We start from the raw sequence: 16,680 nt of genomic DNA, 5'->3' as shown, positions 1-16,680 counted from the left end.
CTTTATGACGTATATACTACATCAACAGGAGTATTCATCACAGGCAATAATTCAAATGAATTATATTTAAGGAGCCTTGGCCGTGCGGCTACCGATATATTTTAGCACAAGGACTAATCCATGTCAATGTCTTTAATTCTATAGCCTGCGGGTCTTATATCATTGACGGCAGTAACCTTTACTTTTTTATCCTTATTCTCCACAAATTCCTTTGAGAGTCTTTCGATATTATCTTCAATTACAGGAGCTACGGTAGGGTGTACTTCCAGCTTAAATTTCTTTGCAGATGTACAATTCATATGCTCCCTTACCTCCCTGAGTATATTCATAGCATTGGTTTCCCCGGTATAAACTCTTCCTGCTCCATCGCATACAGGACAATCACAGCTCATAACGGTTGACAGCTCCTGCCTTATCTTTTTTCTGGTCATCTCAACCAAGCCAAGCTCTGTCATACCCAGTACTATTGTCTTTGTTCTATCACTCTTTAAGCTATGTTTAAGAGAATCCAATACCAGTTGCTGATGTTCGGGGTTGTTCATGTCAATAAAATCTATTATTACAATACCGCCAATGTCTCTAAGTCGAAGCTGTTTTGCTATCTCTCTTGTTGCTTCAACATTAGTTTTAAGTACTGTTTCCTCGAGATTACTCTCTCCTACAAACTTGCCTGTATTGACATCAATTACAGTGAGAGCCTCGGTTTTGTCGATAATTATATACCCACCGCATTTTAGCCATACCTTTCTGGATAGAGCACGCTCAATTTTCGTTTCTATCTGGTAGTAATCAAAAATCTTGTAATCCTTCTGAAACAGTTCTACTCTGCTTTTGAGGAGTGGGGATATCATTTCAACAAGTTCAAGTACTTTTAAGTACTCTTTCTCATTGTTTATAATAAATTTATTTACATCCCATGTGAACAAATCTCTGACTGACCTGTATATAAGGTTTATATCTTTGTGGATACACCTTGGTACAGGGCCTTTATTTTCACTTTCCTTTATTTTTGCCCAAAGCTTCAAAAGGAAAGAAACATCCTCTACAAAGTCAGATTCTTCTTTTCCCTCAGAAACGGTTCTAACAATTAACCCCATGTTTTGCGGCTTTAGTTTTTCGGCTATTTTCTTTAGCTTCTGCCTTTCCGCATCGTTTTCAATCCTTCGGGATATCCCTATATAATCTGCATTTGGCAGCAAAACAAGGTTTCTTCCAGGTAAAGTTATATGCGTTGAAACCCTAGGGCCCTTTGTGCCAATAGGTTCTTTTATAACCTGCACCGTTATCTCCTGTCCTACTTTGAGGATATCGGTAATATTATATTCTTCGTAGTTACTGGAAACCTCTGTTTCATCATCGGAATATTCTTTTTTGGGAATGGCATCACCCACATACAAAAATGCGTTTTTTTCATATCCGATATCGATAAAGGCGGCCTGCATACCCGGAAGCACACTGCTTACTTTTCCCCTGTATATGTTACCCACAAGCCCCTGATGATTTGTTCTTTCTATATGAATCTCAGCCAGTTCCTTATCTTCCAGAATACCAACTCTTATTTCACCCGGACTAACATCTACTATAATCTCATTAACCATCTAATCACCTCAAACTACTTCTTCCATAGGGTCCAGAAGCTGATCCTGAGACCTTACAAAAAGCTTTGTTCTGTGAATCCTGTCAATCTCGTATTCAATTCCAAGATATCCGCACAGAGACTCAATCAGAAGGTCGGGCTTTAAATTCGCTTTACTTCCGGCACTGACAAGAGCGGTAAATCTAATTATGTTGAAGGTACCAAAAGGCTGAAGCTCGAAATTTAAATCAAATATCATGTCTCTGATATCTGTATCCTTTACACCATTTTTTGTTCTTTTCTTAACGACAATTTCTTTTTGTGATAAATATTTGTCAATAGCCGTCTTCAGAGTCTTTTGGTTACATTCTGCCGGAGTACCCACAATTACAATATACTCAGATGCAGCTATAGTAGCCATTATATTTTGCTTTGACACCTTCTTTTTGGCAGCTAAAACCTCCATTCCTTTAGGGAGCTGTAAATTTAGTCTGTCCGCAAATTCCTGTGCTGACATTTCATCATCGGTAATTTCGAAATCACCGTACTCTGCTTCACTTGTAACTCCAACTCCCAAGGGCAGACCAAAAACCATACCCGGGTGAGGATTAAAGCCCTGAGAATAGGCTATGGGAAGTCTTGCCCTTCTTATGGCTCTTTCAAATACCTTCATTAGGTCAAGGTGAGAAATGAATTTGACTTCATCGCCACGTCTGAACTTTACACGTATAATAGTCAATTTAATTACCTCCACAAATACCACTATCAAATATTGTAGCACCGCAGCCGCCGCAGTTTACACGGCAATTGGGCGTAATTTTTTCTTCCAGTGCCTTTTTCGATTCGTTTATAAGATATTTTTTGGAAACTCCTATATCAATATGATCCCAAGGCAGCAGTTCCTCATAATCTCTTTTGCGTGTTGCATAAAAATATGGATCCACCCCACATTCTTCAAAGGCTTTCATCCATACATCAAATTTAAAGTGCTCACCCCAGCTGTCAAATTTGCAGCCCATTTCCCAAGCTTTCAGCAGCACCTTGCAGGTCCTTCTGTCTCCTCTGGCAAACACGGCTTCCAGAAGGCTGAGTCTATTTTCATGATAGTTATAGGTTACCTGTTTGGAACGAATCTTACTTTTTAAAAGCATCTGCTTTTCATTGAGATTTTCCCTGCTGTCTTGTGGCTCCCATTGGAATGGCGTAAAGGCCTTTGGTACAAAGGAAGATGTACTCACAGTAACATTGAGGAATTTTCCTTTCTTTTCCCTTGGAACGTTTTTATAAGCATTTACTACCTTATAAGCCAGATCAGCAATTCCTTCAACATCTTCCATGGTTTCTGTAGGAAGTCCAAGCATAAAATACAGTTTCACACCGTTCCAGCCACCATTAAATGCCATAGATACAGCGTTTAACAAATCCTCTTCCGTTACACCCTTGTTGATTACATCTCTTAGTCTCTGGGTTCCTGCTTCCGGAGCAAATGTAAGTCCGCTTTTCCTTACCTTCTGGGCTTTTTCCATTAAATCCAGTGAGAATGAGTCAATTCTTAATGAAGGCAGAGATAAATTTACTTTTTTCTCTTCCATTTCATCAAGCAATCCTGTTGTCAGTTCGTGAAGCTCCGTATAATCACTTGTACTAAGTGAGGTCAGGGAAATTTCCTCATAGCCTGAGCTTTCCTCAAGCTTGTTGGCCAGCTCAAGCAATCTCTTGTGACTCTTTTCACGTACGGGTCTGTATATAAATCCTGCCTGACAGAATCTGCATCCTCTTGTACAACCTCTGAATACCTCAAGCATTATTCTGTCATGTACTATATCAGTATATGGAACTATTATTTTTTCAGGAAAATATGCCTTGTCCATATCTTTAATTATCCTCTTTTTTATTTTTACGGGATAATCCGGCTTTTTAGGCTCAAAGCTTCTTATAGTACCGTCCTCATTATATGAAACGTCATAAAATGCCGGGACATATATACCTTCTATTTTGACTATATCTTCAAGGAATTCCTGTCTTGAACGTCCTGTTCCCTTCCATTTTGCATATGCATCCATTACTTCATTGATTATTTCTTCGCCTTCGCCCATCATAAAAAAGTCGATTATGTCAGCCAATGGTTCAGGATTATATGCGCAGGGGCCTCCTGCACAAACAAATGAATCACTGTCACTTCTTTTGTCCGAGGTCAGAGGTATACCTGCCAAATCAAGCATATTTATTATATTTGTAAAGCTCATTTCATATTGAAGTGTAAAGCCTACAAAATCAAAATCCCTGATTGGGTCTTTAGATTCAAGTCCATAAAGCGGAATATTGTTCTGTCTCATTTTTTCTTCCATATCCGTCCATGGAGCAAATACTCTTTCACAATAGCAGTCATTTCTTTCATTTAACAAATGGTATAGTATTTTCATACCCAGATGGGACATGCCTACTTCGTAAGAGTCGGGAAAACAAAATGCGAAACGTATATCAACACTTTTAGGGTCTTTTATGACGCTGTTCCATTCATTACCGGTATATCTAGATGGTTTCTCAACACTCTTCAATAACGCATCCGACAGATTAACACTCATTTTTTCCTCCGATATATCTAATATTTATAAATAGCAAAAAAAAAGAACTCGGTTATTAAATACAGCTAAAAGCCGATTTTTACCAAAATAATCTTTCGAGTACCAAAAAATATTATAGCAGAACATAGTACATATGGTAATACATTTTTAACAATTCTTTTATAGTATTTATACAATAATAAGAATTTATTATTATTCCGTTAAAATTTTACTGAATATCTTTTCAGCGATAGACCAAAATACTCTTATACATCATAAGTATTTTTAGAAAATCGGAGCAAAAGATTTATGCTGGAATTAAATAATATCAGTAAAACCTATCACGTGGGAAATGTGGACACTATAGCACTGTCTGAAATAAGTGTGTGCTTTCGAAAAAAAGAGTTCGTTGCAATTTTGGGCACAAGCGGGTCAGGTAAAACAACTTTTTTAAATATTCTCGGAGGGCTTGACAGATACGATTCAGGTGAAATGAGTATAAGCGGTAAAAAAACATCTCATTTTACGGAAAAAGAATGGGACGCATACCGAAATAATTCCATAGGCTTTGTATTTCAGAGTTACAACCTGATTAACCATCTAAGTATTATTGATAATGTGGAACTGGGTATGACCCTCAGTGGAATTTCCCAGGAAGAAAAGAGGAAAAAGTCTCTAGACGTATTGAATGAGGTTGGCCTCAAGGAACATCTTCATAAAAAACCAAACCAACTATCAGGTGGTCAAATGCAGCGTGTGGCAATTGCCAGAGCCCTTGCCAATGATCCTGAAATTCTATTATGCGATGAACCTACGGGTGCTCTAGATTCAGCTACAAGTATTCAAATCATGGATTTAATAAAAAATATATCTCACAATCGTCTGGTTATTATGGTAACACACAATCCAGCCATTGCTGAAAAATATGCCGACAGAATCATTAATTTTAAAGACGGCAAAATTATTTCCGACAGTAATCCCTGTGAGCCTCTTCAGGTGTCAGCGGTATTTCATTTGAAGAAAACCAGCATGAGCTTTTTTACGGCCCTTAAACTGTCATTTAACAATATTAAGACAAAAAAATGGAGAGCTTTTCTTACCTCATTGGCTTCAAGTATTGGAATCATTGGTATAGCGGTTATTCTGAGCTTATCTACAGGGTTCAAGAAGCAGATTGATAAATTTCAGAGTGATGCCCTCGCTGAATTTCCTATAATACTGACGCAAACTCCTTCACATATGAATTCGGAAAATATAAAATCATTCAAAAGCGACACAAAGAAAACAAACATCGGAACTGCTGAATACGCTGATTCAGACAAGGTATATCTATACGATTCGTCAAAAAGCAAATTTAATCATAGAAATATTTTTACCGAGGAATATCTGGAATACATCAGTAAAATTGATCCTAAAATCTGTAACAGTATAGGCTATGCCCGAATAGTAGGCATCAATCTGGTGCGGAAAATTAACGGAAAGGCCTCGCCTGTAACGCTGTTTAACCCAATGGAAGCCATGAAGGAAAAAGCAAACACGTCCAGTATGGAAGGAGTCGGTCTCTCTTCATACCCCCAGCAATTAAAAAAAAATGACCCATCATATCTTTCGAAAAATTATGAGCTCATGGCAGGTAAATACCCCGATAAGCCTACTGATATGGTACTTGTAGTAGATTCTAAAAACCGGATAAACTATACTATACTAAAAGGAATGGGCTTTCTAACTGACAATAGGAAATCTATAAATTTTGATAACATTGTAGGTACCCAGTTTAAGATAGTATCAAACAATGATTACTATGTTAAAACCGAGTTCGGCACGTACCTTCCGGGTGATAATTATGAAGCCATGTATTCTTCTAAAAACAGTATTCCCGTTACTATTACAGGGGTAGTCAGAAAAAAGCCAAATGTTAAAATCGGAATTCTTGCTCCCGGAATTGCATATAGTGATAAGCTAACCCAGTTGGTAATAAACAACTCAAAAGATTCCGACATCGTAAAGGAGCAGGAGGACAGCAGTAAAAATGTCATTACCATGCAGGATATGGATAAAATCGAAAAATCCATGTTTCTTGCCTATCTGGGCGGAACTGCCTCTCCATTTATGATAATGGTTTATCCTGACAATTTCAGTGATAAGGATGCTGTTACGGCTTATCTGGATGCATATAATGAAGGCAAACCTCTGGTTGATAAGATATTTTATACGGACCTTGCCGGAACAATGTCTCAGATGACAGGAGGAATTATGCATGGTATTACCATCGTACTTTTAGCCTTTGCGTCCATTTCTCTTGTAGTAAGCCTAATAATGATAAGTATTATCACTTACACATCAGTGCTTGAACGTACAAAAGAAATAGGCATACTGCGTTCATTGGGTGCAAGAAAAAGGGATATTGCCCGGGTATTTGATGCTGAAACCTGCATTATAGGGGTATTCTCCGGAGTCCTTGGTATAGTAATTGCATGGCTATTGACTATACCTATCAATAAGATTATATACAATATGACGGAGCTCAAAGGTGTGGCCCAGTTGCAAATAATTCATGCATTACTGCTTGTTTTGCTAAGTACAGTTCTTACCATACTCGGAGGACATATTCCTGCTAAGATGGCTTCCAGAAAAGATGCGGTGGAAGCACTAAGGAGTGAATAAAATATAAAAAGACTTGCCAACTACATCAGCAAGTCCTTTTGTGGTCGGAGTGACTGGACTTGAACCAGCGGCCTCAACGTCCCGAACGTCGCGCTCTACCAACTGAGCCACACCCCGAATCTCATTATATTATTTTACTAGGAAGTAATTTATTTTACAAGACTAAAATGAGAATTTTTTTCAAATTTTGATATTTTTAAATTCATTTATTTTATTGGTTATAAACTCTATAACCTGCTTATGTTCTGCCTTACCATTTCCGGTTATGGTTATGGGTTCGCCAAAAGACATACATACCGGTTCTTTTCTGCGGATTGGTCCAATGTCCTTTATTAGCTTGCCATTTCCCCAGAAATCGGTTTTTATTGCAACAGGTATCACGGGTACGCCAGCCTCTTTTGCAAGCTTTATACCCAATGAATTAAACTTTTCCGGATTGAATTGCTCCTGCCTTGTTCCTTCAGGGAATAAAACAATAGACCTTCCCTCAGCAAGTATTTCCTTTCCTTTGTTTATTACATTGAGTAAATCCTGCCTTGAGTTCTTTCTGGATACTACTATAGGGTTTCTGCTTCGCATAATAGACCCGAATATCGGCATTGATACAAGAGAATCCTTTACAACATAGGTAACTTCCTTTAACGGTACAATTATACAAGGAAATACAAAGGTTTCCAATGTACTCATGTGATTACTGACAAACACAACAGGTCCATCTGACTTTGAAATATTATCCAAACCCTCAATAAATAGTTTGCCGCCGCTCTTTTCAATACATTCTAATATTTTATAACTGGAAGCCGCCCATTTTTCTGAATCGTACTTATTCTTTACTGCAAGGTTCCTTCCCTTTAAAACTACTTTTGCATAGCCGTAAACAAAATACCATCTGGTATTCAGAAAAAGCTTGTCAAATATATTTCTCTTATTCCCTGTAGTTTCATATCTGTTTCCTGTAAAATAACTCTTCATATCCATCACTTCCGCTATTATAAAATTATGCACCCATAATGCCAGTGATAATTATATCTCACATTTAATACCATGTCCACTGCTCCGGAAAATCATTCATTTAGCAGTTTAAAATTTATAATAATTAGAATATAATAAAAATATCAGATATAAAATTTAATATGAATTATTATGGAGAATTCTAATGAATGCTAATGACATTATTATCGGGACCAAATTAGAAATCGAAATACCGGAGTACATAAAAAGTTTTCCCTCCCAGACTTCCAGTTATATCAGTCAACTTCTGGATGTGGCAGATGCAAAAAACATAACTATAGCTGCTCCAATGAGTGAGGGCCGTTATAAGTATCTGTCAGCCGGGCTGAACATCATCGTGTACTTTTTAAATCAGAGACAAGAGCTGATGCATTTTAATGCCACTGTAAAAGAATATAAAAAATCAGGGCATCTGGAAACCTTCGATGCGTCAGTAACCAGTGATTTTACCAAAATCCAGAGAAGAATGAACTATAGGCTGGATACAGTTCTGGAATGCAAATATGTCACTGTTGATGACCACTCGTCGACTAGAGGAAAGCCAGAATTTAAAGAAATATCCTCAAATGATTTTAAAACTGCGTTAACCAAAAATATCAGTGGAAGCGGTCTATGCCTGATTATGGATAATTCTGTTGATTCGGGTATGATGTTAGATATTTTGGTAGACCTTGAAGGCATGGGTCAAATACGGGTACTGGCGCAAGTAATCCGTTCCATAAGTGTCGAGAACAAGAAACATGAAGTGGGTATGAATTTTGTTTATATTTCTCCACAGGATTCAAGCACACTAACTAAGTACATTTTTCAAAAACAGCGTCTTATGCTGAAAAACAATCCATTATCAAAAAAGTAATTACTTTATTTTCGGGTTCTTAATTTGTATGGCCCTGCCAATGGAGTTTGTTCCCAATTTACTTCTTATTGAATCAATGGCTTTTTCAAGCTTTTCTTCTTTTCGGGATGAATTGTCACAAAAATCAGCTGCATCAAATAGTGACATTTGTCCTGAAAGGCCTTCATTTTCAAAGCCACTAATGCTTATTCCGATTAGCCGGACAGGCATCAAGCTGTTCCAGTTTTTATTCAAGAGAGTAAAACCTGTCTCATATATGTCTTTTGTGAGATAGGTAGGCTCTATACTTGTTTGTCTTGTTATTGTCTTAAAATCCGAATACTTTATGGTTATTTGAATAGTACGTCCCTTCTTATTGTTTTTCCGGGCTTCATAGCCAACTTCTTCGCACATCTCAATAAATGTCGTCTTCACTTCTTCAATATCTGTTATATCTGATGCAAGTGTTGTTGACCGCCCGATGGACTTCATTTCTCCTGACACGTGAGGCGTAACCGTAGACATATCAAGCCCGTGTGCCATTCTTTGAAGCTCCAGCCCCTGCCTGCCAAAGAAGCTGACCAAGGCCTGTGGATTATATTTTGCCAGTTCGCCTATAGTTTTAATCCCCAAATTGTTAAGCTTCAGACCTGTCTGTTTACCTATTCCGTACAGGTCTGTTACTTTTAAAGGCCACAATTTTGTATGAATGTCCTTCTGCCAGAGTTCTGTTATCCCCATTGGTTTCTTAATTTCGGATGCTATTTTTGACAAAAGCTTGTTTTGGGAAATTCCTATAGAGCACCATAAGCCCAGCTCGTCATTTATTGCATCCATTATCTGTTGCGCCGCTTCTATAGGGCTTCCAAAGAGTGTTTCTGTACCCGACATATCCAGCCACGCCTCATCTATACTGTTTTGTTCTATGACCGGCGAAAATCTTTCAAGGATTTCCATAACTTCCATGGACTTTCTTTCGTAGAACCTGTGATCCGGTGGAACAAGCAACATTTCAGGACAAAGTTTCAGAGCCTGATGAATAACCATAGTAGTTTTAATCCCAAATTTTCTTGCTTCATAGTTTGCAGCAAGAATTATCCCCGTTCTTGTTTTGGGATTGCCTGCAACAGCAGCCGGTTTACCGGCTATTACAGGGTTTCTGGACATTTCACAGCTAATAAAAAATGCGTTCATATCCACTAGGAAAACTACTCTGTCCATCTGTCATTCTCCTTTCAAAGGGAACTGTCTGTAGTAATACATAAAGTCAAATAAAGGAGCCCCAAAAAGGACTCCTTATATTTTAAATATACTTCATATGTCAAGTTTATTATTTAGCAGCTTTTGCAGTTTCAGCAAGCTTAGCAAATGCAGCCGCATCGTTTACTGCCAAATCAGCAAGAACTTTTCTGTTAAGTTCTATTCCTGACTTCTTCAAACCGCTGATGAATTTGCTATATGATAATCCATTTATTCTTGCAGCAGCGTTAATTCTTGCGATCCAAAGCTTTCTGAAATCTCTCTTCTTAGCTCTTCTGTCGTTGAAAGCGTAATTCAAAGATTTCATTACAGCTTGGTTTGCCATTCTATAGAGCTTGCTCTTTGCACCAAAATATCCTTTTGCAAGCTTTAGTATCTTTTTATGTCTTGCACGGGTTCTAACCGCACCTTTAACTCTTGCCATAAACCTTCGTCCTCCTTCTTATTTATATGGAATAAGTTTTTTGATAGTAGCTTCTTGTGCAGCTGAAACGTATGCACCTAATCTATGATGCTTTTTAGCCTTTTTTGACTTTGATACAAGTCTATGGTTTCTCCAAGCCTGGCCTCTTTTGATCTTACCTGTAGCTGTAACTCTAAATCTCTTTTTAGATGCACTATGTGTCTTTAACTTTGGCATATCATTCTCCTCCTATCCTACTGCTTTGGATTAAGTATCATTATCATACTTTTGCCTTCAAGTTTTGGTCTTTTCTCAACTGTTCCAACATCTTTTACTGCTTCTGCAAACTTGTTTAGAATTTCGTTGCCTATTGAGGTGTAATGCATTTCCCTCCCCCTAAATTTAACGGAAACCTTGACCTTATCTCCATCCTTTAAGAACTTATATGCATTCTTAACTTTGAATTCAAAATCATGGTCTTCAATAGAAGGGGAAACTCTAACTTCTTTTATGCTTATGATCTTCTGATTTTTCCTTGCTTCTTTCTCTTTCTTGGCAAGTTCGAACATATATTTACCGTAGTCCATTATCTTACAGACAGGCGGTACTCCCTGTGGAGCGATCTTTACCAGGTCAAGATTTTTTGAATTGGCAAGTTTCTGGGCTTCCTTAATTGCTAATATACCAAGCATAGTACCATCAGCATCGATAAGTCTGACTTCTTTATCCCTTATATCCTCATTGATCATTAATTCATTTTTGCTAATAACTGACACCTCCGCATTTAATAGGCAAGAAGATTCTCTTCAAGTCCATATAATATTTAAACAATAAAAAAAGTGGATAGAAGCAAGTATCCACTAATAATCTCAAATCTCAGCCATTACATATAAATATGTTTAAAACCGATATTGACCCGGCAAATCATTGTCCGCTCAGGTGAGAAGTGGAAAAACTTCTTCTTGTTTTGCATAAATATGATAACAAAATATCTTCACTCTGTCAACATTTTTATACACCCTTATTTCCCCTATTGTTTTATTCTTTCATATATCAGCCATTTATATTTATACGGATTTTTTTCATCCTTGATACCATTCTCGCATGATACCTGTTTCCATTGGCTATAGTCGATTTCCGGGAAAAAAGTGTCCGCTTCAAACTCTTTTTCTATCAGAGTTAGATACAGTCTGTCTGCAATAGGGAGAAATTCTTTGTATATTTCCGCTCCCCCAATTATAAAGACTTCCTCTTCCCCTGTATAATCCATAGCTTTTTGTATTGAATTAACCGTGGTACAGCCCTCAGGGCTATAGCCTGTCTCCCTTGTAATTACTATGTTTTTTCGGCCCGGCAGGGGTTTACCGAGAGATTCAAAGGTTTTTCTCCCCATAATGACCGTTTTTCCCATAGTAATTTTTTTGAAGTATGAAAAATCAGCCGGTATATACCAAGGCATTCTGTTTTTACAACCAAGGGCATTGTTCTGACCCATAGCCCATATCATTGAAATCATACAGCCACCGCCCCTTTGATATGTGGGTGAGGATCATAATCGGTTAATGTAAAATCACTGTATTTAAATTCAAATAAATCCTTTACATCCGGGTTAATATTCATTTTTGGCAAGGGCCTAGGGTCACGGCTCAATTGCAGATTTACCTGTTCAATGTGATTGAGATAAATGTGTGCATCCCCCAGTGTATGGACAAACTCGCCGGCTTTGAGGCCGCAGCTTTGAGCTACCATCATTGTAAATAATGCATATGACGCTATATTAAAAGGCACACCTATAAATACGTCAGCACTTCTTTGGTATAGCATACAGGATAAGGTTCCGTTTGCCACATAAAACTGATAAAAGCAGTGACATGGTGGCAGAGCCATTTTTTCTATTTCCCCGACATTCCAAGAGCTTACTATGAGTCTTCTGGAATCCGGATTATTTTTTATTTGTTCAATGACTTCCTTAAGCTGGTCAATGCTTCTTCCGTCGGGGGTACTCCAAGACCTCCATTGATGTCCGTAGACGGGGCCAAGGTTGCCATTTTCGTCCGCCCACTCATCCCATATGGAAACTCCGTTTTCCTTTAAATACTTTGTGTTTGTATCACCGCTAATAAACCAGAGAAGTTCATGTATTATTGACTTTAAATGAAGCTTTTTAGTTGTTAATAAAGGAAAACCTTTCTGAAGGTCAAACCTCATCTGGTATCCAAAAGTGCTTATAGTTCCCGTTCCTGTTCTGTCTTCTTTTTTTATACCGTTATTTAGTATATGTTTACATAAATCAAGGTACTGTTGCATGAATTATATCTCCATTTCCGGCATAGTTTTTACACATCATTGATATTACTTTTTTATATTATATAATGAATTATCCTTTTTGTCAGTCTGACAGTCTGTATTTTTTTCTGTATTCATAAAAACCTGTCATCAGCAGTTCACTTCCCTTGGCCGCAAGGACAAACACAAGCATTATGGCAAAATACCTGTACCTGACCTGTATTTCAATCAAGGCATGAGCTGCAAAATAGCATGCGATTATTGAAGCAATCAACACAACACCTGTACTGGTTTTTTTCCGTGTGAGCGTTAAACATAACCCTGCTAACATGAGTATAAATACAAGGATGTAATACATTTTTTCTATTTTCAGAATAGGGAGTTCGTATTTTTTAAGGATTTCCGAAGGCACAAGATGGTTGTTTACTTTATCATAGAAGCCCCACTTCATGGTATCAAAGTAGCTCCACATAATCTTCTGTTTTGTATTAATCAAATCAAACATTTTCGCCGGGCTTATGGATATACGTTCTTTTATTACCTTCTTTGATACTTCATTTCTCTGTTTAAAATCCTTTATATAAAATATTTCGTTCTGGTCAGGATAAGAGAATGTTCCCTTAGTTTGGTAATTGAAACCCACAACAAATTTCCACAAGGTATAGTTATTACTTAAGCCTTCCGGGTTTATGTCCGCCTTTTTTACTATCGTTGAAAAAGTAAAACTCAAAAGGAAGTAAGCTGCAATCATAATCACTGTGGCACCAATACGTACAAGCTTTTTTTCTCTGATGGACTGTGCAACTGCCCAAATCACAACACCTCCGAGTATAACCACACCAAGGGGTCTGACAGCATTACCAAAAGAAAGAAATATGCCTGCCGCCACACTTCTTATTGCAAAATTTATACGGGTTTCAAGGAGCAGGTATATGGAAAGCATAAACATACATGCAGCAAAATGCTGGTTTGTAAGTACCGGAGTCAAAAAATAGGGTGCGGGATATAAAAGATACAATAATGAGATAAACCTTGCGGTATAGTCATTCGATATTTTTCTTGCAATAAGATAAATAAGAGAATTGGACCCTGCCATGAAAAGGCAATTTACAAGCTTTAATGGCAGAAGTCCCGTTCCGAATAATTTCATAATCATGGCATAGTATATAACCGGCCCTGTTTGATAAGCAAATGACGTAAAATAAAATCCATGTCCAAAGGACTTATCTCCATTATTCAATTTTACGGCACAATTATAAAATGTGCTAAAATCCGATATAGGTAGTGTATCAGACGTAATTGCGACTAAAGCTTTAGCCGCAAATGCCAGCAGGAATATTATCGTAAAAAACGTCAACGGAGATAAATTTATCTTGTAGGAAATCAGGTAAACAATTAGTACCACCGGGATTACCAACAGTGCGAATATAAATGCATTATTATATGCAGAGTACAAAAAGTTAAGATACAGTAAATATGCTGTAAAAGCTGTTAGTAGAATTATTATCGTCTTGTTTAATGCGTCTCTGTTTCTTGAACTCATTTAATGTCTTTTTTCCTCTCAGCCCCATCCTGAAATCCTAATAATTCTCCTATAATATATAATGGACGGGCTTTTACCTCTTCGTATATCCTACCAACATATTCCCCCATAATCCCTATAACTATAAGCATAACACCGTTAAAGAACAGGGATACCGCCATTGATGAAGCCCAGCCTGAGGCAATATCGTTTTTTACAAATCTCTGTATCAAAACAACAATTAAATATATAAAGCTTATTATTGAAACAAGCATTCCTGCAAACGTTGCAAGTTTCAAGGGTTTATACGAAAATGAGAATATTCCATCTCCTGCAAGCTTGAGCATCTTTTTTAGCGGATACTTTGTTTCACCTGCAAATCTCTTTTCTCGTCTATACTCTACGCTTGTCTGCTTAAATCCTACCCAGCTAACCAACCCTCTTACATATCTTGAACGCTCCGGGAGACATTTCATGGCATCACAGACTTTTCTGTCAATAAGCCGAAAATCCCCTACATCAACAGGTAGTTTGACATCCGTCATACTGTCAAGGAAACGGTAGAACATTTTTGCAGTGAACTTTTTAAAGAAGGTTTCCCCTTCTCTTTGAAGTCTTTTTCCATAAACCACTTCATAACCCTGTTCCCATTGTTCCACCATTTGGAGAATAACTTCAGGCGGGTCCTGCAAGTCTGCGTCTATTATTACTACAGCGTCACCCTTTGCATAGTCCATGCCTGCAGTAATAGCTATCTGATGTCCGAAATTTCTTGCAAAATTTATAACCCGTACACATGAATTCGCCAAGGCAATTTCCCTGAGTTTCAAATATGTATTGTCTTTACTTCCGTCATTTATAAAAATGTATTCAACATCCATAAAATAATTTTCAAACACTCCGGAAAGCCTTTTAAAGGTTTCATTTATTACTTCCTGTTCATTATAAACCGGAACGACTATTGATAATAATTTCTTTGACATTTAGTATTTCTCCTCGCTTTCAGCCGAGTATAATATAGCAGCTTTTTCCTATTTTTTCTTTAAACAATTATAACACACTAGTAATTATTATCAATTTTGACGTTAAATATTAAGAAAAAGTTCATATTTATGTAATATTGATAGATAAAAAAAATTCTTCTTTACAATTTAACGTAAAGAAGAATTTTTTTATTTACTAAAATTATTTTTTTGCTAAAAAATGCTCACATATATTATTTACCAGTATTGCAATTGTAAATATTATTCCTGCCTCCAGATATCCTCCAATGATATCGCTTGCATAATGGTTTTGAAGATAAACACGGCTAAAGCCGATAAGCAGCGGCATTATTATACAGAAAACCGCAAGTGCTATTCTGCCTGCTTTTATCTTTATACGTTTGTTAATTACAACATAGAGCACCAGATAAAATATAAATGCCATTGCAGCATGACTGCTTGGAAAGGAGAATTTATCCACTTCCACATCGGGGTGAGGGCGTCTGAAAATTTCCTTTAGCAGCGGGTTTAAAAAAGATACAACAAGTATTGCAGCAGCATATGAAATATACTTAGAATACCCTTCCTTGTTAGCAAAAACTACAATACCAAGCGCTGCTATTGCCAATCCCAAATACAGGTTTACCTGTGGATCACCTATACTCCCAAGGAACTTGACAATTTGTTTGGTAGAATGTGATTTCAGGCTTCTCAATGAATCGTAAACGGTACTGTCAAAACTATCTATTGTTCCTGATTTAATCAATAGGATAAGTCCTGCAAATGCAAGACTCAATAATATTAGAAATATAGTATTCACAAAAATCTTATTATTATTGTTTTTTATATTTGATTCAGTCATAATATTGTTCTCCAATGATTGAATCCCCTTTCCCTAAAATAGTATTTTACCCCATATATTCTCCGTTATAGCTGACCATAACGGCATTTACAACACCCTCAATATCAATTATATCATTAACAAATTTACTATATCCATCTTTTAATTGAACTTCTACAGTAAGCTCCATACCTGTTTTAGATACTGTCTTACCTTTAACAGTCGACTTTGCCGATTTTGTTTCGATTAGATTCATTACGCCGTCTTCAACATCTGAGTTTTCACAATTTACTACTATTATATAAGGTGTAGTCCTGCTTTTTCTATTTACAAAAACAGTCATTACGATACCCATTAGAAGACTTGTTACAACTGCAAGTGGGATCATTCCGGCACCAACGACTATTCCTGATGTAATTGCCCAAAATAAAAAGACAATATCAAAGGGATCCTTTAGTGCCGTCCTGAATCTCACTATGGAAAGTGTACCGAGCATACCGAGAGAAAGTACTACATTACTTGAAACTGCCAGTATAACCGCACATGTTATCATTGCCATACCTATTAATGATAACCCGAAATTTGCTGAAAACATTACTCCTGAAAAAGTCTTCTTGTAAACCATGAAAATGAAAAAGCCTATTATGAATGAAACTATAATTCCCACAAACATATCAAAACCGCTTACAGCTGTAGCATTCTTTATAAAACTTGAATTTAAAATACTGTCCACTT

Annotated in this window: 16 protein-coding genes, 1 tRNA gene and 1 other annotated feature; of the genes, 2 read left to right on the top strand and 15 right to left on the bottom strand. The window is 37.1% G+C overall.

The features are described from left to right. Positions 1 to 113: 113 nt before the first annotated feature. The 3 genes from CLO1100_RS04885 to CLO1100_RS04875 are packed head-to-tail and all read right to left on the bottom strand — an operon-like array spanning position 114 to position 4,161. Complete coding sequence (locus CLO1100_RS04885) at positions 114 to 1,598, bottom strand: Rne/Rng family ribonuclease (protein WP_014312638.1); 1,485 nt, start codon at positions 1,596 to 1,598, stop codon at positions 114 to 116. Between the two features lie 9 nt (positions 1,599 to 1,607). Next, entirely contained in the window at positions 1,608 to 2,315 is a 708-nt protein-coding gene (locus CLO1100_RS04880) for a TIGR03936 family radical SAM-associated protein (RefSeq protein ID WP_014312637.1), read from the bottom strand. A 1-nt stretch (position 2,316) separates the two neighbouring features. Further along, the gene (locus tag CLO1100_RS04875) at positions 2,317 to 4,161 is read right to left on the bottom strand and encodes a TIGR03960 family B12-binding radical SAM protein (RefSeq protein WP_014312636.1); all 1,845 of its coding nucleotides are present in this window, start codon (positions 4,159 to 4,161) and stop codon (positions 2,317 to 2,319) included. A 288-nt stretch (positions 4,162 to 4,449) separates the two neighbouring features. Between CLO1100_RS04875 and CLO1100_RS04870 the strand changes: the two genes are divergently transcribed. Then, complete coding sequence (locus CLO1100_RS04870) at positions 4,450 to 6,804, top strand: ABC transporter ATP-binding protein/permease (RefSeq protein WP_014312635.1); 2,355 nt, start codon at positions 4,450 to 4,452, stop codon at positions 6,802 to 6,804. Between the two features lie 41 nt (positions 6,805 to 6,845). Here the strand turns inward: CLO1100_RS04870 and CLO1100_RS04865 are convergent. Further along, a tRNA-Pro gene (locus tag CLO1100_RS04865) sits at positions 6,846 to 6,921 on the bottom strand. A gap of 63 nt (positions 6,922 to 6,984) precedes the next feature. Next, complete coding sequence (locus tag CLO1100_RS04860; RefSeq protein WP_014312634.1) at positions 6,985 to 7,776, bottom strand: lysophospholipid acyltransferase family protein; 792 nt, start codon at positions 7,774 to 7,776, stop codon at positions 6,985 to 6,987. 184 nt (positions 7,777 to 7,960) lie between these two features. On the opposite strand from CLO1100_RS04860, the gene CLO1100_RS04855 reads away from it, so the two are divergent. After that, positions 7,961 to 8,671: a flagellar brake domain-containing protein gene (locus CLO1100_RS04855; RefSeq protein ID WP_014312633.1), complete on the top strand. Its 711-nt coding sequence runs from the start codon at positions 7,961 to 7,963 to the stop codon at positions 8,669 to 8,671. Here CLO1100_RS04855 and dinB read toward each other — a convergent pair whose 3' ends face one another. From dinB to CLO1100_RS04805, 10 genes are all read right to left on the bottom strand, one after another. Next, on the bottom strand, positions 8,672 to 9,871 hold the full coding sequence (gene dinB / locus CLO1100_RS04850; protein WP_014312632.1) for a DNA polymerase IV: 1,200 nt from the start codon (positions 9,869 to 9,871) through the stop codon (positions 8,672 to 8,674). A gap of 109 nt (positions 9,872 to 9,980) precedes the next feature. Further along, a complete protein-coding gene (gene rplT, locus CLO1100_RS04845; protein WP_004617037.1) occupies positions 9,981 to 10,334 on the bottom strand; it encodes a 50S ribosomal protein L20 in 354 nt (117 codons plus the stop codon). 18 nt (positions 10,335 to 10,352) lie between these two features. After that, complete coding sequence (rpmI, locus tag CLO1100_RS04840) at positions 10,353 to 10,550, bottom strand: 50S ribosomal protein L35 (RefSeq protein WP_014312631.1); 198 nt, start codon at positions 10,548 to 10,550, stop codon at positions 10,353 to 10,355. A 17-nt stretch (positions 10,551 to 10,567) separates the two neighbouring features. After that, a complete protein-coding gene (infC, locus tag CLO1100_RS04835; protein WP_014312630.1) occupies positions 10,568 to 11,062 on the bottom strand; it encodes a translation initiation factor IF-3 in 495 nt (164 codons plus the stop codon). A 76-nt stretch (positions 11,063 to 11,138) separates the two neighbouring features. Continuing rightward, positions 11,139 to 11,283, bottom strand: a sequence feature (ribosomal protein L20 leader region). A gap of 60 nt (positions 11,284 to 11,343) precedes the next feature. Beyond that, the gene (locus CLO1100_RS04830) at positions 11,344 to 11,829 is read right to left on the bottom strand and encodes a dihydrofolate reductase (RefSeq protein ID WP_014312629.1); all 486 of its coding nucleotides are present in this window, start codon (positions 11,827 to 11,829) and stop codon (positions 11,344 to 11,346) included. Further along, positions 11,826 to 12,620, bottom strand: coding sequence for a thymidylate synthase (locus CLO1100_RS04825; RefSeq protein ID WP_014312628.1), 795 nt, complete (start codon positions 12,618 to 12,620; stop codon positions 11,826 to 11,828). Before CLO1100_RS04825 ends, CLO1100_RS04830 begins: the two co-directional genes overlap by 4 nt. An 82-nt stretch (positions 12,621 to 12,702) precedes the next feature. Continuing rightward, positions 12,703 to 14,142, bottom strand: coding sequence for a glycosyltransferase family 39 protein (locus CLO1100_RS04820; RefSeq protein WP_014312627.1), 1,440 nt, complete (start codon positions 14,140 to 14,142; stop codon positions 12,703 to 12,705). Beyond that, complete coding sequence (locus tag CLO1100_RS04815; protein ID WP_014312626.1) at positions 14,139 to 15,104, bottom strand: glycosyltransferase family 2 protein; 966 nt, start codon at positions 15,102 to 15,104, stop codon at positions 14,139 to 14,141. Before CLO1100_RS04815 ends, CLO1100_RS04820 begins: the two co-directional genes overlap by 4 nt. A 202-nt stretch (positions 15,105 to 15,306) precedes the next feature. Further along, the gene (locus CLO1100_RS04810) at positions 15,307 to 15,966 is read right to left on the bottom strand and encodes a phosphatase PAP2 family protein (RefSeq protein WP_014312625.1); all 660 of its coding nucleotides are present in this window, start codon (positions 15,964 to 15,966) and stop codon (positions 15,307 to 15,309) included. Between the two features lie 46 nt (positions 15,967 to 16,012). Continuing rightward, on the bottom strand, positions 16,013 to 16,678 hold the full coding sequence (locus CLO1100_RS04805) for a DUF4956 domain-containing protein (RefSeq protein WP_014312624.1): 666 nt from the start codon (positions 16,676 to 16,678) through the stop codon (positions 16,013 to 16,015). Positions 16,679 to 16,680 lie beyond the last annotated feature (2 nt).

The organism is Clostridium sp. BNL1100 (genome assembly GCF_000244875.1).
Taxonomy (GTDB): Bacteria; Bacillota; Clostridia; order Acetivibrionales; family DSM-1351; genus Ruminiclostridium.
This window is presented reverse-complemented; position numbering and strand designations above follow the sequence as displayed.